At 70.3% G+C, this 18,209-nt stretch carries 18 protein-coding genes; 15 read left to right on the top strand and 3 right to left on the bottom strand.

Annotation, left to right across the window (positions count from 1 at the left end; translation table 11 throughout):
- The first annotated feature begins 12 nt into the window (after positions 1 to 12).
- Genes ACH4LD_RS36765 through ACH4LD_RS36755 form a run of 3 tightly spaced genes read left to right on the top strand, consistent with a single transcriptional unit; the run spans position 13 to position 3,470 of the window.
- Positions 13 to 1,620 (top strand): amino acid adenylation domain-containing protein, encoded by a 1,608-nt coding sequence (locus ACH4LD_RS36765; protein WP_398058505.1) that lies wholly within the window; start codon positions 13 to 15, stop codon positions 1,618 to 1,620.
- A gap of 60 nt (positions 1,621 to 1,680) precedes the next feature.
- The gene (locus tag ACH4LD_RS36760; protein ID WP_398058504.1) at positions 1,681 to 2,829 is read left to right on the top strand and encodes a hypothetical protein; all 1,149 of its coding nucleotides are present in this window, start codon (positions 1,681 to 1,683) and stop codon (positions 2,827 to 2,829) included.
- Entirely contained in the window at positions 2,826 to 3,470 is a 645-nt protein-coding gene (locus ACH4LD_RS36755) for an HAD family hydrolase (RefSeq protein ID WP_398058503.1), read from the top strand. The genes ACH4LD_RS36760 and ACH4LD_RS36755 overlap by 4 nt, the downstream gene beginning before the upstream one ends.
- 151 nt (positions 3,471 to 3,621) lie before the next feature.
- Here the strand turns inward: ACH4LD_RS36755 and ACH4LD_RS36750 are convergent, their stop codons facing one another.
- Positions 3,622 to 4,845, bottom strand: a complete 1,224-nt coding sequence (locus ACH4LD_RS36750; protein WP_398058502.1) for an MFS transporter — start codon at positions 4,843 to 4,845, stop codon at positions 3,622 to 3,624.
- Between the two features lie 484 nt (positions 4,846 to 5,329).
- Here ACH4LD_RS36750 and ACH4LD_RS36745 point away from each other — a divergent pair, with 484 nt between their 5' ends.
- The 3 genes from ACH4LD_RS36745 (at position 5,330) to ACH4LD_RS36735 (ending at position 7,745) form a co-directional block, all read left to right on the top strand.
- A complete protein-coding gene (locus tag ACH4LD_RS36745) occupies positions 5,330 to 5,875 on the top strand; it encodes an RNA polymerase sigma factor (RefSeq protein WP_398058501.1) in 546 nt (181 codons plus the stop codon).
- Between the two features lie 31 nt (positions 5,876 to 5,906).
- Positions 5,907 to 6,857 carry a CU044_5270 family protein gene (locus ACH4LD_RS36740; RefSeq protein ID WP_398058500.1) on the top strand — a complete coding sequence of 317 codons (951 nt, stop codon included), beginning with the start codon at positions 5,907 to 5,909 and terminating at the stop codon, positions 6,855 to 6,857.
- 318 nt (positions 6,858 to 7,175) lie between these two features.
- Positions 7,176 to 7,745, top strand: coding sequence for a DUF3291 domain-containing protein (locus tag ACH4LD_RS36735; protein ID WP_398058499.1), 570 nt, complete (start codon positions 7,176 to 7,178; stop codon positions 7,743 to 7,745).
- 322 nt (positions 7,746 to 8,067) lie between these two features.
- Here the strand turns inward: ACH4LD_RS36735 and ACH4LD_RS36730 are convergent, their stop codons facing one another.
- Positions 8,068 to 8,646, bottom strand: coding sequence for a TetR/AcrR family transcriptional regulator (locus ACH4LD_RS36730; protein WP_398058498.1), 579 nt, complete (start codon positions 8,644 to 8,646; stop codon positions 8,068 to 8,070).
- Between the two features lie 90 nt (positions 8,647 to 8,736).
- On the opposite strand from ACH4LD_RS36730, the gene ACH4LD_RS36725 reads away from it, so the two are divergent.
- From ACH4LD_RS36725 to ACH4LD_RS36690, 8 genes are all read left to right on the top strand, one after another.
- A complete protein-coding gene (locus ACH4LD_RS36725; protein ID WP_398058497.1) occupies positions 8,737 to 9,183 on the top strand; it encodes an anthrone oxygenase family protein in 447 nt (148 codons plus the stop codon).
- Between the two features lie 275 nt (positions 9,184 to 9,458).
- Positions 9,459 to 10,208, top strand: coding sequence for a glucose 1-dehydrogenase (locus ACH4LD_RS36720; RefSeq protein ID WP_398058496.1), 750 nt, complete (start codon positions 9,459 to 9,461; stop codon positions 10,206 to 10,208).
- A 47-nt stretch (positions 10,209 to 10,255) separates the two neighbouring features.
- The gene (locus ACH4LD_RS36715) at positions 10,256 to 11,116 is read left to right on the top strand and encodes a TIGR03620 family F420-dependent LLM class oxidoreductase (protein WP_398058495.1); all 861 of its coding nucleotides are present in this window, start codon (positions 10,256 to 10,258) and stop codon (positions 11,114 to 11,116) included.
- 127 nt (positions 11,117 to 11,243) lie between these two features.
- A complete protein-coding gene (locus ACH4LD_RS36710) occupies positions 11,244 to 11,642 on the top strand; it encodes a MarR family winged helix-turn-helix transcriptional regulator (protein WP_103812069.1) in 399 nt (132 codons plus the stop codon).
- Between the two features lie 100 nt (positions 11,643 to 11,742).
- The gene (locus ACH4LD_RS36705; protein WP_398058494.1) at positions 11,743 to 12,765 is read left to right on the top strand and encodes an LLM class flavin-dependent oxidoreductase; all 1,023 of its coding nucleotides are present in this window, start codon (positions 11,743 to 11,745) and stop codon (positions 12,763 to 12,765) included.
- 165 nt (positions 12,766 to 12,930) lie between these two features.
- Positions 12,931 to 13,431: a hypothetical protein gene (locus ACH4LD_RS36700; RefSeq protein ID WP_398058493.1), complete on the top strand. Its 501-nt coding sequence runs from the start codon at positions 12,931 to 12,933 to the stop codon at positions 13,429 to 13,431.
- Between the two features lie 730 nt (positions 13,432 to 14,161).
- A complete protein-coding gene (locus tag ACH4LD_RS36695; protein WP_398058492.1) occupies positions 14,162 to 15,523 on the top strand; it encodes a bifunctional o-acetylhomoserine/o-acetylserine sulfhydrylase in 1,362 nt (453 codons plus the stop codon).
- A complete protein-coding gene (locus ACH4LD_RS36690) occupies positions 15,520 to 16,668 on the top strand; it encodes a homoserine O-acetyltransferase (protein WP_398058530.1) in 1,149 nt (382 codons plus the stop codon). The genes ACH4LD_RS36695 and ACH4LD_RS36690 overlap by 4 nt, the downstream gene beginning before the upstream one ends.
- Positions 16,669 to 16,750: 82 nt before the next feature.
- On the opposite strand, the gene ACH4LD_RS36685 is transcribed toward ACH4LD_RS36690, so the two are convergent.
- Positions 16,751 to 17,473: an alpha/beta fold hydrolase gene (locus ACH4LD_RS36685; protein WP_398058491.1), complete on the bottom strand. Its 723-nt coding sequence runs from the start codon at positions 17,471 to 17,473 to the stop codon at positions 16,751 to 16,753.
- A gap of 151 nt (positions 17,474 to 17,624) precedes the next feature.
- Here ACH4LD_RS36685 and ACH4LD_RS36680 point away from each other — a divergent pair, with 151 nt between their 5' ends.
- Positions 17,625 to 18,035, top strand: coding sequence for a winged helix-turn-helix transcriptional regulator (locus ACH4LD_RS36680; protein WP_398058489.1), 411 nt, complete (start codon positions 17,625 to 17,627; stop codon positions 18,033 to 18,035).
- The last annotated feature ends 174 nt before the right edge of the window (positions 18,036 to 18,209 follow it).

Here is an 18,209-nt window from a genome sequence, read left to right as displayed (position 1 = left end):
AAGGAGCCGCCCGTGGCAGCGGCCGCCCCCGCGACCCTCCATGAGCTGTTCGCCCGTTCCGCCGCACACCATCCGGACCGCACCGCGCTGGAAGTGGACGGCCGGACGTTCAGCTACGCGGAACTGGACCGCCTGTCCGACCGGCTGGCCGGACTGATCCTGCGCCGGGCCGGCCGCCGCCCCGCACGGGTGGGACTGCTGGCCGCCCGCAGCCTCACGGCCTACGCGGGCTATCTGGCCGCGTTGCGGCTGGGCGCGGCGGCGGTGCCGATCAACCCCGCGCACCCGCCCGCCCGGCAGCTGGCCGTCGTCAAGGACGGCACCCTCGACCTCGTCGTCGGCGCGCCCTCGCGCACGCGGGACGGCACCCGGGCGCGACCCGACCTCGGTGTGCCCTGGCTGCTCGTCGACGAGGCGTCGCTGACGGAACCGGCCGACGGCACCGGCGCGGCGGAGGGCGACGACGGCGGGGACCGGCCGGGCGGAACGGTCGCCGCGCCGCCACGGCCGGACGACATCGCCTACATCCTGTACACCTCGGGCTCCACCGGTGCGCCGCGCGGTGTGCCCGTCCGGCACGCCAACATCGTGCCGTTCATCGACTGGGCCGTCGACGCCTGCGGTTTCGGCCCCCAGGACCGCACCTCCCAGAACGTCGAGTTCTCCTTCGACGTGGCCGTCTACGAGATGTTCGTGACCTGGGCGGCCGGCGCCGCGCTGGTCGTGCCCCGCGCCAACGACGTGCTGCGGCCCTCCCGGTTCGTCAACGAGCATCGCATCACGCACTGGTTCTGCGTGCCGTCCCTCGGCAGCCTCGCCGAGCGCACCGGCGCGCTCGCCCCCGGCTCGATGCCCACCCTGACCAAGGTCATGCTGGGCGGCGAACGCCTCACCGCCGAACAGGCCCGGCAGTGGGCCGAGGCCGCGCCCAACGCCGTACTGCACAACATGTACGGGCCGACCGAGATGAGCGTCGTCTGCGTGCACAAGGACCTCGGCGGCGCCGGCCGGCTCGTGCCCGCCGGCTCCAACGGGACGATGCCCATCGGCGAGGTGCTGCCGCACCTGGAGAGCGTCGTGCTCGGGGAGGACGGACAGCCCGCCGCGACCGGCGAGTTGTGTCTGCGCGGGCCCCAGCGGTTCGCCGGCTACCTCGACCCGGCCCACAACGAGGGGCGGTTCCTGCGCCGCCGGCCCGGGGCGGCCGCGCTCGTCCTCCCGGCGGGGGAGACACCCCGCAACACGGACTGGTACCGCACCGGCGACCTGGTCCGCGCGGAGGGCGAGGGACTGGTCTTCCTCGGCAGGCTGGACGACCAGGTGAAGGTGCGCGGACACCGCATCGAAGTGGGCGAGGTGGAGGCGCAGTTGGCGCGCCACCCCGCGGTCCGGGAGGCCGTCGTGGTGGCCCACCACGCCGGGTCGGAAGCGACGCTGGTCGCGCACTACACGGGTACCGTCACCCCGCCCGCCGAACTCACCGGCTTCCTCCGCGAACGGCTCCCGGTCTACATGCTGCCGAGCCGCTTCCTGCACCGGGAGTCGTTCCCGCTGAACACCAACGGCAAGATCGACCGCCGCTCGCTGCCGGCCCCCGACCTCGGACGGACACCGCACTGAGCCGCGCGCCCGGCCGGGGTGCGCGCGCCCACCACCACTTCGACCCGCTGCGGAGGAGACATGTCAGGCACCACGACCGGTGAGGTACCGAAGATCCTCCTCATCGGTTCCGGTGACCTCACCATTCGGTTGGGTCATCTGCTGGCGAGCGCGGAACCGGAGACGCGGCTCGTCCTCGCGAGCCGCTCGGCGGAGCGCGCCACCCGCTTCGCGAACCTGACCAAGCTGGCGGCCGCCAACCTCGGCCGGATACGCGAGGTCGAGGCGGTGGCCATGGACATGACCGACGTGGACCGCACCGCGGAGCAACTGCGGCGCATCCGACCGACGATCATCTTCATGGGCGCCTCCATCCAGGCCGCCCGCGCCATCATGGACCTGCCCGAGGACCTGTTCCGACGGCTCGACGAGGCACAGCTCGGCCCCTGGCTGCCGATGCACCTCACGCTCGTGCACGAGCTGATGCAGGCCGTACGCCTCGCGGAGTCGCGGGCCGTCGTCGTCAACGGCGCCTACCCCGACGCGGTCGGCCCCGCCCTCGCGGCCCTCGACCTGGCGCCCGACGTCGGGATCGGCAACATCGGCAACATCGTGCCCGGCATCACCTGGGCGGCCGCCGAGGAACTGGGCGTCTCCCCGGCCGAGGTCGAGGTGAAGGCCGTGGGGCACCACTACTTCAGCCACCACGTGCACCGGTTCGGCGAGGCCCGCGGCATCCCTCACCTGCTCGACGTCCGCGTCGCGGGGACGCCGGCCACGGTCGACGCCGACGCGGCGTACGCCCGGCTGGCCGGCGGCCTGCGGCGCCAGGGCGGCAAGGAGGGCCAGCAGCTGACGGCCACCTCCGCCGCGCGTCTCCTGCTCGCGCTGCTGTCCGGAACGGAGCACACCCTGCACGCGCCCGCCCCCGGCGGCATGACCGGCGGCTACCCGGTACGGGTGTCGCGCGACGGCGTACGGCTCGACCTGCCGCCCGGCACCACCCCCTCGGCGGCCGAGGCCGTCAATCGGCGCTGCCAGCTCCTGGACGGGATCGAGCGCGTGGCCGCCAACGGAACGGTCCAGTTCACCGAGGAACGCATGGCGGTGATGCGGGAGATGCTGGGCTACCACTGCACCGAGCTGAAGGTCGCCGACGCCCGCTCCGCGGCCACCGAACTCGCCGGGCGCTACGACGCCTTCCTGCGCCGGCACGGACTGGGCGCATGACCGCGCGCACCGTGCTCTTCGACCTCGACGGCGTGCTCGTGGACAGCCAGGACGCCGAGGTACTGGCCCTGCTGGAGTTCGCCGGGAGCGTGCACGCCCGGGTCCCGGCCGAGGGCTTCGCCGAGCGGGTCGCGGGCCGCCGGATGAGCGAGTCGGTCGCGATCATCGGTCAGTACACGGACGCCCCGTTGCCGGACGACGCGGTGGAGCGGGTCAGGGAGATCGCCGAGCGGCACCTGGCGACCCGGTTGCGCGCCACTCCCGGGGTGGCCGCGGCCCTGCGGGAGATCACGGCACCCGCGTACGTGGTGTCGAACTCCCCGCTCGGCATGATCGAGGACCGCCTGCGCCGCACCGGCCTCGACGGCTTCTTCACCGGACCCCACTTCTCGGCGTACGAACTCGGCACGTGGAAGCCGGACCCCGGCCTCTACCGGCAGGCGGTACACACACTGGGGTTGGACCCCGAGACCGTCGTCGCGGTCGAGGACAGCGAGGTCGGCGTGCGCTCCGCCCACGACGCGGGCCTGCGCGTCCACTGGTACCGGCCCGGCCGACCGGAGGAGAGCCGGTGCTCGGGGCGCGTCCGGGTCTTCGGGGACATGAGGGCACTGCCCGAACTGCTCGCGGCGCGGGTCTGACCGGTCCGCCCGCGCCGCAAACTCCCCCGCGGAATCAGCGTCCCCCTGTCTTCCGTGATTCCGGCGGTACGGGAGCGGACGGAAGAGGCGGCGAGGTTCTCGCGGTACGGCAAGCTCCGGGCGTGCCGGGTCGTCGGCCGGCCGGGGCGGGTCAGGCGTTGTCCGGCCATGTCAGGCGCCGGGCGTAGTGGGTCCGTGCAGCGATGCACATGAGGGTGGCTGTCATACCGCCCAGGGTCATGACTGTCGAAGGTGAGCTGGCGTCCACGACGAGTCCACCGAACAGAGCGCCGAGGGAGATCGTGGCCTGGAACGACGCGGTGAACAGGACGGAAGCGGCTTCGGGAGTGTCGGGGCTCGCCTTGGTGAACCACGTCTGGGAGCAGACAGGGACTGCTCCGTAGGCCAGGCCCCAGACGATGAGGAGGGCGATCGCTTCGGCCGTGCCATGCCCCAAAACGGGCAGGAGCAAGGTGGCGGCAGCAATCATGCCGGCGGCGGTGCCGAAGGTGGCCCGAGGATGCCGGGTGACCAGAGAGCCGCCCAGGAAGTTGCCGAGGATGCCCGCTGCTCCGTAGATGAGCAGGAAGACGGTGATGAGCCCGGAGCCGACGTCGGTCACCTGCTCAAGGAACGGGGTGACGTAGCTGTACGTGCCGAAGTGCGCCAGCACGATCAGAACGGTCAGGAGCAGGGCGAATCGGGTGGCAACGCTGTTGAGCACGCCGCGCAGTACGCGCAGGCGGGTGGCCTGGTGAGGTGGCAGTGGCGGCGTGACGATCAACAGCATGATCAGTACGGCCACGGTGAAGCCACCCATGGCGATGAACGCGGTGCGCCATCCGGCCAGGTCGCCGATGAGTGTGCCGGCCGGCACGCCCAGTACGGAGCCCAAGGGTACTGCGGAGAAGATCACTGCAGTGGCCCGGCCGACGGACGCGGCGGGTACCAGGCGTTCGGCCAGTGAGGCGCCGATGGACCAGAAGCCGCCGATCACGATGCCGACGATGACGCGGGAGACCAGGACCAGCCAGTAGTCGAGGGCTGCTGCTGCCAGGAAGTTCGCTGCGGCGAGCAGGACCATGAAGACGCACAGCATCAGGCGGCGGTCGATCCGCGCGGTCAGGACGGTGACGACGGGGGCGGCGACCGCTGCGAGGAAGCCGGGCATGACCATCATCAGTCCTGCCATGCCGTCGGAGACGGTGAAGCTTGCGCCGACCTCGGTCAGAAGTCCGATGGGGAGGATTTCCGTGGTGACGATGGAGAAGATACCCAGCATCACCGCGACGACGGCCAGCCATCCGATCACCGGGGAGCGGGGCGGCGATTCGGGCCCGCCAGGGTCGCGCGTGGCGGTGGTGGATGCAGCCATGGATTCCGTCCTGTGATGTGTGCGCTGTTGCGTGTTCAGTTCAGCAGGCGGAGCGGGGCAAGGGCTGGCAGATATGCGACATCACTGCTGTCCCGAAGGGTGATGTCGTGATTCTGCTCGTGCGCGCCCTCACGGTCGTTGCAGGTCACAGGTTTTCCGGAAGAGCTCTGCGTCGACTGCCCTTCTCTGAGGCACTCGCATGTCCGTACACGCATGCGACGGCGACCGTCCGCATGTGCGGCTTCGGAACGATTGCGTTGACCGTTGCGTTGACCGGCGCAGATTTCCGGATTCCGACGTGCCCGATGGCGATATACATGGCCCTGCCTTTTCCTTCAATAGCTGATGGCCTGGATATCCCAGCAGCCCTTGAGGTTTTCGGCCTCGGCTCCCCCGCCGCGCCGTTCGGGTAGTCCCGGCCACGGTTCGGGAAGTTCCCTGTAAGGATCGCCCTCGGCCGCACACATACGGGGCTGGAGGGGATGTGGACTCATCTGATGAGCAGCGCTTCACCGCGCTGTACCGAGAACATCATCCAGCCGTGGATGCGTACGTACGTCGCCGGCCGGGCGGCGCACCGGCGAGTGACGACGTGGTCGCCGAGGTCTTCTTGACCGCCTGGCGGCGGCTGGATGAGATACCGCGCAGGGCGGTACTGCCCTGGCTGTACGCCACGGCGCGTCGGACGCTGGCCAACGCGTACCGGGCTGAGCAGCGCCGTCTGGACCTGATGGAAGAGGTGGCGCGTCAGCCACACGGACATGCGGCTGATCCCGCGGAGGGAGTGACCGGGCAGTTCGCCGTGGCAGCGGCCTTCGGAGCGCTGAGCGAGGCCGACCGCGAGGTGCTGCGCCTGGCGCTCTGGGAGGAACTGTCGGCGCGCCAGGCCGCGAAGGTCGTCGGCTGTTCCACTGCGGCCTTCCATGTGCGCCTGCACCGTGCCCGCGCTCGGCTGCGCCATCACCTTGACCTCGTCCAGCACGGCCCGGCCCAGCGGGCCACCGCGATCCTCGGAGGAGCAGATGCGTGATCTCGACCAGTCACTGCGTGGGATGAATCCCGTGCCTGCGGGACGGGCTGCCGACGAGGCGCGGTTGAAGAACCTCCTCGCCACGCCGCAACACGCTGTTGCCGAGCCCCGTCCCTCGCCACGGCCGGCGCTGCGCTGGTGGTTCGCCGCTGCCGCGGCGGCTACCGCGGCTGCGGTTGCCTACACGGTGGTCGACCCGTTCGGTACGGCCTCCCAGCCCGCCTTCGCCCTGACTCCGGCGCCGCTGGCGTACCACCGGAGCGACCGGTCGGCGGCTGAAGTACTCAAGGGCATCGCGGACCGGGTCGGGCAGTTGCCGGACGACAGGCCCGCGTCGTGGAAGACGGAGCACTTCGTGTGGAACTCATGGTCGTTGTCCACGCGCGTCGACAGCATCCAGGTGACGTCGGCCGTCATTCCAGAGCATCGTGAGACGTGGCAGAAGCCTGACGGTTCGACGCACTGGAAGACCAGGACACTTCCTCCCACGTTCCAGAACAGTGAGCAGCGCGAGGTGTGGGAGGACGCCGGAGCGCTTGGCCGGTCCGCGCAGACCACCTCCGGCTCCAGCGGGGCGTCACCGGTGACCGAGCCGCCGGCCACCGAGGAGGGGATGCGGAAGTGGCTGGCGAACGGACAGGACCTGGGGCCCGGCCTGCTGTACGAAGTCGTACCCGAACGCTTCCAGGAGCATGTGTTCTCCCCCGCGCAGCGAGCGGCACTGCTCCGCGTCCTCGCAGACACCAAGGGCGTCGTCTACGCAGGCACCGTCAAGGACCGGACAGGCCGCACCGGCGAAGCGCTCTCCCTCACCGACCGCTTCGGCGGCCTGCCCAACAAGCGCACGCTCATCTTCGATCCACGAACCGGGAACCTGCTCGCCGACGAGGAACAGATCCTGAACGACACCGGCAAGCTCAACGTCGAGCCGTACTCCGTCATCGGATACGTCACGTTCGTGAAGTCCGAGCGGCTTGCGTAAGCCGGTCATGGCTGTGCCCGGCCCACGACACGGGCAGCGTGTGCCGTGCGGGGTGGCCGCGCGTGCGCCACCCCGGGCAGCGTCGACCGGTACAAGAGGCCACGTAGACAGGGAAAACGCAACTTCGACAGGGCCCGCGGAGGCAGCTACCTTCGCCGTGTCGTCGGCAACCGCCCATGGCCGCAGAGGAGTTGCTTCGGGCCCGGGCTGAGCCGTCCCCGCAACGGGATGAGTTGGTCACGCTCCACGGATCCTCGCCCTCAGGCGTAAGTCACCGAACCGGGTCCACACCAGGCACCCACAACCAGGGAGAGACGCATGACCCATCTCGCGCTCTACACATTCGGCGTCCTGAAGTCACCTCTCGCCGATCCCGCGCCTCTCACGAGCGAGTTCTACGACATAGGTGAGGCCGTCTACCGGAAGATCAGTCAGCACCCCGGGTACCTCGGCCATGCTGAAGCGGCAGAGGGCGACCGGGGCTTGCTGTTCGGGGCGGACTGGGGTGCATGGGGGGAGTTCGCGGTACCGATGTGGTACGGCAAGGGCCGTACGGTGGAAACCACCGCCCTGGCCGCGACCCTCTCACTCTGGACCGGCCTGCGCCCCGCCTTCGACTCCGTCTACACCGGTGTGCACCGTGCGGCGCTGAACAGGCGTTACGACTGGTTCGAGAAGACGGGGCACCCGAATCACGTGATCTGGTGGGTATCCGATGGCGTGACACCCACCTGGCAGGTCGGGGTTTCCCGGCTGGAACACCTCCACGACCACGGCTCCGCGCCGCACGCCTTCACCTTCCACCACTCGTTCACCCCGGAGGGAACTCCGACCAGGATCAAGGGCATCGGACCCAGGAGTGAGCACGTCGCTGACGAAGAAGCCTGAAGGACTGGGGTCGCTGTCTAACGCAGCGATTGCATCCACCGTCAACCCCGAAAGGGGTTTGCGGAACTTGAGCCGCCGAAGGGTGGTGGCGGGCGGCCCGTGGTGGGGGCTTACTGGGGTGGGGGGTGACCGCGGTGGGGGGCTGACCGGGGTGAGAGGCCGGCCGCAGATCCGGCGGCCGCCGGCGCCGTCCATCTCCGTCCGTCTCGGAGACCTCGGTCGGCGGTGAGACCAGCTCGGTCGCATCGCGGATCGTCACCGCAGGCAGGCATGCAGCGGCGGGGCCCGGAAGCCCCGGCTGCGTGCCCATGAGGACGGCGTGTCAGATCATGGCGAGCCGGTCCACCAGCAGCTCCACCCTCGCCTCGGCGTCCTCGGGCAGCAGGCGGCCCGCGCGGGTCAGGGTCGCGAGGCCGTGCAGCGCGGCCCAGAACACCTCGGTGAACAGCCCCGGGTCGACGCCGTCGCCGGCGACCTCGTCGAGCGTCTCCAGCAGCGCGGCGAAGGCGTCCTTCAAAGGCTCGGGGGTGTCCTCCTGCGCGTACGCCAGGCCGCCGTCGAGCTGGAACAAGGCGTCGTAGACCGCCGGGTTGCGTGCGGCGAAGTCGAGGTAGGCGCGGGCCAGGGCGGCGACCCGGGCACGCGCGCCGTCCGCGGCGGAGGTCGCGGCCCGCACCGCCGCGGCCAGTTCGGCGGCCCCCTGAAGGGCGACGGCGCCGATGATCTCGCGCTTGCCGCGGAAGTGGCTGTAGAGGACGGGCTGACTGTATTCGATGCTCTCGGCGAGCCGGCGGGTGGTGACCGCCTCCCAACCCTGTCGCTCGGCGAGTTCGCGGGCTGACGCCACGATGAGGCGCTCGCGCTCCGCCCGTTCGCGCTGCTTGCGTTCCTGTACCGACATGAGCCGATACTAGCACCGCTAGACAATCGAGCGGCAGCAGCACTAGCGTTGCTTCGCCAGCTAGCAACGCTAGTTCAACGGAGGTTCGTCATGCTCAACGCGCTTGAGGTCGTCACCACCGTCGTCGTCGGCCTGATGGTGGGGGTGGAGTTCTCCGTCGCCTTCATCATGAACCGGATCCTGGACGCGCTTCCCGAGGACAGCGGCCAGCTCGGCCACGCCCACGGCGGCCGCATGCTCGGCGCCCTGATGCCCTTCTGGTACATCGGCTCGCTCATCCTCAGCGCGATCTGGGCCGGCGTCGGATGGCACCACCACGGCGCCGGACTCGTCGTCACCGCCGCCGGACTGCTGATCGTCAGTGTCGTCATGTCGATGTTGCTGCTCGTCCCGATCAACAACCGGAACAAGACCTGGACCCCCGAGAACCGGCCCGCCGACTGGAAGCAGCAGCTGAACCGCTGGCAGCGCTGGCACTACGTCCGCGTCGCCGTCATCATCGCCGCCTTCACCCTGCTCGCCTCCGCCCTCGCCTGATCCACCGCCGCCCCGACATGCGCTGGTTCACCCCTGAGATTGAGGTTGACCCGGGCCGGGAACCCCTGAAGGTCGGCCCGGGTCGTGAAGTGAGGCACGGCATGCGGGAACATCAACGCACAGTGCGCCTGATCACGCCGTATCAGCGGTGCGGGCACGCCCCTTCCGCAGCAGTAGGTGGCATGTCATCCAAGTAGTTGACACGTCACCTTCCCAGACCTACGGTGATGGAAGGCTGAACAGCAGCTGCCGAACCACCCAGCAAGGAGAAGACCATGGGACAGCTCGACGGCAGGACAGCGGTCGTCACCGGCGGCACCAGCGGCATCGGACTGGCCTCGGCCCGCCGCTTCCGCGAGGAGGGCGCCCGCGTCTACATCACCGGCCGCCGCAAGGAGACCCTCGACAAGGCCGTCGCCGAGATCGGCGGTGACGTCATCGGCGTCCAGGCCGACAGCGCCAGCCTCACCGACCTCGACCGCCTCTACGCCACCGTCGCCGACCACGGAGACCGCATCGACGTGCTCTTCGCCAACGCCGGCGGCGGCGAATTCGCCACCCTGGAGCAGGTCACCGAAGAACACTTCGACGCCACCTTCGACACCAACGTCAAGGGCGTCCTCTTCAGCGTCCAGAAGGCGCTGCCCCTCCTCAACGACGGTGCCTCCGTCATCCTCACCGGCTCCACCGCCGGCAGCGTCGGCAACGAGGCCTTCGGCGTCTACGGCGCCTCCAAGGCCGCCATCCGCTCCTTCGCCCGCACCTGGGCCAACGAACTGCGCGCCCGCGCCATCCGCGTCAACACCATCGCCCCCGGGCCCATCACCACCCCCGGCCTCAACGGACTCGCCCCCGACGACGAACAAGCCGCGCAGCTGCGCGACACCCTCGCCGCCGGCGTCCCCCTCGGCCGCATGGGCAGGCCCGAGGAAGTCGCCAACCTCGCCCTCTTCCTCGCCACCGACCAGTCCAGCTACATCACCGGCACCGAGATCTTCGTCGACGGCGGCGCCAACCAGGTCTGACCACACCACCGCGGACGCACTCACCCCCGTACCGGAGGAACACCGTCATGCACATCGGCACCACAGGCATCTGGAGTCCGGAACTGCGTCTGCACGGTGACAGCGGTGAGATCGCCGACGCCGCGGCCGAGCTCGATTCCCAGGGCTGGGGGGCCCTGTGGATCCCCGGTCTCGGCGGGGGTGACATCCTCGGCGACACCGAACGGCTTCTGGCCGCCACCGAGCACACCACGGTCGCGACCGGCGTGCTGAGCATCTGGCGCCACCCTGCCGAGGACATGGCCGCCGGGCACGCCCGGCTCCGCAAGGAGTACGGCCACCGCGTCCTCCTCGGCCTCGGTGTCAGTGACGCCGCCGCCGCTCAGCACGCCGGCGGGACGTACCGTCCCCTGGCCGCCCTCGGCACCTACCTCGACCGTCTCGACCAAGCTCCCGAGCCGGTGGCCGCCGGCGAGCGGCTCGTGGCCGCCATGGGCCCCAAGCTCACCGAACTCGCCGCCCGTCGCAGCGCCGGCACACATCCCTTCCTGGTCACCCCCGACTTCACCGCCGGCGCACGCGCCGTCCTCGGGCCCGGCCCCCTCCTCGCGCCCTACCAGGCCGTGGTCGTCGATCCCCGTCCGGACAGCGCCAGGGCCACCGCGCGGGGGTTCCTCGCCCCCTTCATCGGTATGGGGCACTACGCGAAGAGTCTGCTGCGCCAGGGCTTCTCGGAGGACGACCTCGCGGGCGGCGGCAGCGACCGCCTCATCGACTCCGTCGTCGCCTGGGGCAGCGTCGACACCGTCGACGAGCGCATCAAGGCCCACCTCGACGCGGGCGCCACCCACGTCGCCCTCCACGCCATCAGCGCCGACCCGGGACTGCCGCGGACACAGTGGCGGGAGCTCGCACCTCTGGCCCGCTGACCGGTGCCGTAGCACAGCGGTGCGAAAGGTGACTGAAGCGTCAACTTTTTCCTATGCTGGACCCATGACTGAAGAACCCCGTTGGCTCTCCCCTGACGAGGGACGTGCATGGCGCGGACTCCTGCGCATGCACGATCTTCTGGTCAATCAGGCCGGCCGGTCCCTGCAGAGCGAATTCGGGCTGTCCGCGACCGACTACACCGTACTCGCCGAGCTCACCCGCGCCCCGGACGACCAGCTGCGCGTGATGGAGCTCGCCAAGGTACTGGGGTGGGAGAAGAGCAGGGTGTCGCACCATCTGTCGCGCATGGTGAAGCGCGGTCTCCTCACGCGTGAGGACTGCGCCGACGACGGGCGGGGGGCCTATGTCGCGGTCACCCCGGCCGGCCGCGCGGCCATCGAGGCGGCCGCGCCGCGGCACGTCGAAGACGTCCGCCGCCTGTTCCTCGACCACCTCACGCCCGGCCAGATCGTTCTGCTGGCGGAGATCACCGACACGGTCATCGAGAAGATCAGCCCGCAGTAGCGGCGTTGCACGGGGCGTACGAGGAACCGCGCGGGTGACCTCCTTCCCGGTGCTCAGCGCGGGCGCGGAATGAACCGGGCCCCTCATCGTTGAAGGAAACATGAAAAAGATCGGATTCCTGTCCTTCGGGCACTGGACGCCGTCACCGCACTCCCGGACCCGCTCCGCGTCGGACTCCCTGCTCCAGGCGATCGACCTCGCGGTCGCGGCGGAGGAGCTGGGAGCCGACGGCGCCTACTTCCGGGTCCACCACTTCGCGCGGCAGCACGCCTCACCCTTCCCACTGCTCGCGGCCATCGGCGCACGCACCACCCGGATCGAGATCGGCACCGGTGTGATCGACATGCGCTACGAGAACCCCTTCTACATGGCCGAGGACGCCGGGGCCGCGGACCTCATCTCCGGAGGCCGCCTGCAACTGGGCATCAGCCGGGGCTCCCCGGAGCAGGCGGTCGACGGCTGGCGGTACTTCGGCTACCGGCCGCCGAAGGACGGCACCGACGCCGACATGGCGCGCGCGCACGCCGAGACCCTGCTCGACGTACTCAAGGGCGAGGGCATAGCGCAGCCCCATCCGAGTCCCATGTTCGCCAACCCGCCGGGGCTGCTCCGCATCGAACCGCACTCCGAGGGGCTGCGGGACCGCATCTGGTGGGGGTCCGGCTCCGACGCGACCGCGGTGTGGGCCGCCGAGCGGGGGATGAACCTGCAGAGCTCGACGCTCAAGGACGACGAGAGCGGGGAACCGCTGCACGTCCAGCAGCGCAAGCAGATCGAGGCGTACCGGGAGGCGTGGCGGGCGGCGGGCCACACCCGCGAGCCGCGGGTCTCGGTCAGCCGCAGCGTCTTCCCGCTCGTCGACGACCGGGACCGCGCCTGCTTCGGCCAGGAGCGCGCCTCCAAGGACCAGATCGGCTACATCGACCCCACCACCCGCAGCGTCTTCGGCCGGTCCTACGCCGCCGAACCCGACGTACTCGTCAAACAGCTCGCGCAGGACGAGGCCGTCGCGGCCGCCGACACCCTGCTGCTCACCGTGCCCAACCAGCTCGGTGTCGACTACAACGCGCATGTCATCGACAGCGTTCTGACCCATGTGGCACCGGAGCTGGGCTGGCGGTGACGGCCGAGGGGGTGGCAGCCGGGATGACGACCGGTGCGGGGTGACGGGTAACGAGTAGAGCACCGGCGTGCGTCAAGGCACTGAGACTCGCCCCCGTGTGGTCGGCCGTCGACCGCTCCGGCGGTGACGGCAGGACTGTCAGCCGTGGGTGGCAGAATCCGCGGCATGACGCTGTGCGACTACTTCTCCGCCGCTGACGACCGAACTGCCGTCGCGGTCCTCCAGACGCCCGGAGGGCCGGGGCAAGCCGAAGTCGACGTGGTCTTCCTGAAGAGCATCGATCCGGTCGTCGCCGTCGCTCAGCTCGAAGCCACCGTGACCGGCTGCGGTTATGAGGAGGCCGGCGAACGCCGGCGGTCCGGGCAGCTGCTGTCGGAACCGGAGGACGGCCCGCCGTTCGTGGTCAGCTTGTCGGACACCTTGACCGATGCCCTCGCCACGGCGACGCGGGACGACCTCGTTCGGTTTGCCGGACCGTGGTGCATGACCGATGGACTCCGGCAGACGGGGATCAGCGTCGAGGACACGGCCGCGGTTCTGGAAGCCCTGGGCGGACTGGCTCAGCGCGCTCAGGCTTCCGACCGACGGCTGTACTGCTGGTGGGCCCTGGGACTCACGGTGGCCGATGAGGCAAGGCGCGTGGCACGGCAACCGGTCCGGCACTAGATATGGATGAGGATCTGCCGTAGGGGGTGTCCGAGCGCGCCCGTGAGGGAGGCGAGCTCCTCGTTGCATGAGCGTCGGGAAGCCCTGGGCATGGAGCTCCGAGACGGCCTCCGCCCACCAGTCGAGTGCGAACTCCCCACCGCGGTGCGGGCCGGAGACCGTCTCCAGGTTGGTGCCGCAGGAGACCACCTCCACGCTGTCGTGCCACTTGGCTTCCAGACCACGGCGGGCGTCGTCGTCCGGGAGCATTCCGCGCAGCACGGTCACGGCACGGTCCGCCGCGTCCTCACTGGGCTGCCAGTGCGGATCCGTCGGGATCACCGTCAGGTAGTTGTCGCTCATCACCCGCCCCCGTCCCGTCCCCGCCACGGTCCGCTTCTCGTCGACAGACCCGGCGAAACCCACCCGATCGCAGCACTGACGAGCTCGTTGGGGGCTGTCCCGCAATCGGTCCAGGACTTCCATGGAGGCCGTGTACTCACGTACTGGCGCGTCGTCACCATCTGTGGTTACCTGAGCGCATGACCGGGTTTGTGACTCGCCGCCACGTTGACTACGTGCGTGTCACCACCATGTGTTGTCGCGCCGTGAGCTGACTTTCGCGCTCCGGCATCTGATTTCCCCCTCTTCACCTGCGCACCGCGCTGTCCTCCGCCCTGCCGTCTTCCGGCCCGGACAGCAGCCGCGCGGTGTCTTCACGCACCCTGAACGCCCCGCACAAGGGAGAACCATGAGCCAGCCGCTCGATTCCGTCACCGCCGGCCACACCCCCGAGGACGAACCGGTGGGCCCCGACACCTCTGCCTGGTCGTTCGAGACCAAGCAGATCCACGCCGGCGCCGTGCCGGATCCGACGACCGGGGCGCGGGCGGTGCCGATCTACCAGACCACCTCGTTCGTCTTCCGCGACACCCAGCATGCCGCCGACCTGTTCTCGCTCGCCGAGCCGGGCAACATCTACACCCGTATCCACAACCCGACCCAGGACGTCTTCGAGCAGCGCGTCGCCGCGCTCGAAGGCGGCGTCGCCGCGGTGGCCGTGGCCTCCGGGCAGGCCGCGGAGACCCTCGCCGTCCTGACTCTGGCGAGCGCGGGCGACCACATCGTCTCCAGCACGTCCCTGTACGGCGGCACGTACAACCTGTTCCGCCACACCTTGCCCAAGTTCGGCATCGAGGTGTCCTTCGTCGACGACCCGGACGACCTCGAAGCATGGCGCGCGGCGGTCCGGCCGAACACGAAGGCCCTGTTCGCCGAGACGCTCGGCAATCCGCGCGGCAACGTCCTCGACGTACGGGCGGTGGCCGACGCCGCCCACGCGGCGGGCGTCCCGCTGATCGTGGACAACACCGTGCCGACCCCGTATCTGCTGCGCCCGATCGAGCACGGCGCCGACATCGTCGTCCACTCCGCGACCAAGTTCCTCGGCGGGCACGGCACCACCATCGCCGGTGTCGTCGTCGACGGCGGTACCTTCGACTTCGGCGCGCACATCGAGCGCTTCCCCGACTTCAGCGAACCGGACCCCAGCTACCACGGCCTGCGGTACTGGCCCGCGCTCGGCCCGGGTGCCTTCGCCGTCAAACTGCGCGTGCAGCTGCTCCGCGACATCGGCCCCGCGCTCTCCCCGCACTCGGCCTTCCTGCTGCTGCAAGGCGTGGAGACGCTCAGCCTGCGCGTCGAACGGCACTCCGCCAACGCCCAGGCCCTGGCCGAATGGCTGGAGCAGCGCGACGAGGTCGCCGCCGTCCACTACCCGGGGCTGGAGTCCAACCGGTGGTACGAGGCGGGGCAGCGCTATCTGCCGCGCGGCGCCGGCGCGGTGCTGGCCTTCGAACTGCGGGACGGGGTCGAGGCCGGCAAGCGGTTCGTCGACGCCGTCGAGCTGTTCAGCCACCTCGCCAACATCGGCGACGTACGCAGTCTCATCATCCATCCGGCGTCCACCACCCACAGCCAGCTGGACGAGGAGCAGTTGGCGGCGACCGGCGCCTCGCCCGGCCTGGTTCGGCTGTCGGTCGGCATCGAGAACCTCGCCGACCTCAAGGCGGACCTGGAGGCGGGTTTCCGCGCGGCGAAGGGCGCGTCCTGAGCGCCGTACTGGCGACCTCCGAGATCCCCCTCCCGTCGCCCTCCGGGGCCTGGCGGGAGGGGGACCCTCCGGGTCGCCGCCAGTGGCACGTGCGCAAGGAACCGCTGCCGTTGGAAGCAGGGGGCGAACTGCCCGGTGTCCGGCTGGCGTTCGAGACCTGGGGGCGCCTGGCACCGGACCGCTCCAACGCCGTACTGGTGCTCCACGCGCTCACCGGCGACAGTCATGTCGCCGGACCGGCCGAGCCCGGTCACCCCACCCCCGGCTGGTGGGACGGGCTCGTCGGGCCCGGTCTCGCCCTGGACACCGACCGGTGGTTCGTCGTCGCCCCCAATGTGCTGGGCGGCTGCCAGGGCAGTACCGGGCCGTCCTCGAAGCGTCCCGACGGACGGCGCTGGGGCGGCGCCTTCCCCGCACTGACACAGCGGGACCAGGTCGCCGCGGAAGCCGGCCTGGCCGACGCGCTCGGCATCGACCGCTGGGCCCTGGTGGTCGGCGGCTCCATGGGCGGCATGCGTGCCCTGGAGTGGGCCGTGTCGTATCCGGAGCGCACGGGCGCACTCCTGCTGCTCGCCACCGCGGCGGCGGCGAGCGCGGAGCAGATCGCCTGGGCCGGCATCCAGCTCCACGCCATCCGCAGCGACCCGCACTGGCACGGCGGCGACTATCACGACACGGGCCGGGGTCCGCACGCGGGGCTCGGCCTGGCCCGCCGTATCGCCCACGTCACGTACCGCAGCGAGGCGGAGCTGCAGATCCGCTTCGGTCGCGCGCCCCAGGGCACGGAGGATCCGTGGAACGGAGGCCGGTACCAGGTCGAGTCCTATCTCGACCACCATGCCGCCAAGCTGGTGCGCCGTTTCGACGCCGGCAGTTATGTCGTGCTGGCTGAGGCCATGAACACGCACGACATCGGCCGCGGTCGCGGTGGTACGCGCGCCGCTCTGCGCCGTGTCACCGCGAGGACGCTGGTCGCCGGGGTGCGCTCGGACCGCCTGTATCCCCTCGCCCAGCAGGCGGAGCTGGCCGCCGGAATCCGCACGGGAGATCACCTCCGGGTGATCGAATCCCCCTACGGTCACGACGGCTTCCTGATCGAAGCGGAACAGGTCGCCGCGCTCGTACGCGAACTCGTCCCTCGGTAGGCGCCTTTGGTGGCCGGCCGTGGAGGGGAGGACGCAAGGATCAGTCCGAATTGGGGGGCAGCAGGGCGAATCGCCTGGCTGATCAGAGCTTGAGCAGCAGTTCGCTCAGCTCTGCCGGCATGGTGACCATGCAGTCGTGCCCGGTCGGCAGTTCCCACACCCGTGCGGGAGAACCATTGGGCTGTATCGCGGGGACGGGCCTGCGCGTTATGCCTTCCGGTTGCGCACCGACGCAGTGGATGTGCGAACGCGGGATCAACTCCATCGCCGGATTGTCCAGGCGGACCGGTTGCTGCAGGCAGCGCACCGGATGGTCGGAGAGCAGCGCGCGCAGCCACGCGACTTCCACCGGGTCGGTGACACCGAACAGACCGTAGGGCGCGGGCATTTCGGGCAGCGGCGGAATGCGCCAGCCGCTGCCGGACTGCGCGGCCTGGTCGATCAGGTGCTGGGTGATGGGCTGGACGTCGACGGCGGACTCGCCGTGCTCGGGGACCATCGCGTCCAGGTACACCAACTGCGCGACCCGCTCAGGGACCTCGTTTGCGACCGACGAGATGACCAGGCCCGCGTAGCTGTGCCCCACGAGTATCACGTCGGTCAAGTCCTCCTCGTGCATCAGCTTGACGACGTCCTCAACGTGTGTGTCGAGCCCCACCGTGGGACTGAGCAGGTGTGCCTTGTCGCCGCAGCCGGTCAGCGAGGGTGCGAACACGCGATGTCCGGCCGACTCCAGCAGCGGGACCACCCGTTCCCAGCACCGGCCGCTGTGCCAAGCACCGTGTACCAGCAGGAATGTCGGCATGTCAGTCTTCCTCTCGGGGCTGCGCAGGCGCGGGAACGAGCGGTTCCCATTCGTGCCTCGGTACTCTTCGAGAACCGACATCATCGTGGTGCACCTACGATGCCCCGAGCAATAAGGCACATTCCGGTGCCCCGGTTCCCTGGAGGTGACCATGAGCGCAGCAGGCAGCGAGTCACGGCCGGGCCGGCAGGAGGAGCCGTGCCGGACCCGCGAAGTGCTCGGTATCGTCGGTGACAAATGGTCGTTGCTGGTCGTGCGCAACCTCAGCCAGGGGCCGCGCCGCTTCACCGAACTCAAGCGGGCCACCGACGGAATCAGCCAGCGCATGCTCACCGTGACCCTGCGCAGCCTGGAACGCGACGGAATCCTCACACGGACGGTCCGCAACGTCATGCCGCCGCACGTCAGCTACGAACTCACTCCGATGGGCAAGACCCTCCGGCAGGCCACCGCACCCCTGCTGGAGTGGAGCGTCACGCACCTGGCAGACATCGACGCCGCCCGCGCCGCGTACGACGCCCGCCCCGACGCGCCGCCCGCCCAGCCTCTGCCGGGCATCTGATCGGTACCGCGCTGCCGGTCACCGCAACGACGGCCGTACCGCGCACCGGTCGTCGCAGGACACGCCGGCGGGGGGGGGGGGGGGGGGGGGGGGGGGGGGGCCCCGCCCCCCCCCCGGGCCCCCCCCCCGCCCCCCGGGGGGGGGGGGGGGGGGGGGGCCGGGGCGGGGGGGGAC

The organism is Streptomyces sp. NPDC017676, assembly GCF_044329325.1.
Taxonomy (GTDB): Bacteria; Actinomycetota; Actinomycetes; order Streptomycetales; family Streptomycetaceae; genus Streptomyces.
This window is presented reverse-complemented; position numbering and strand designations above follow the sequence as displayed.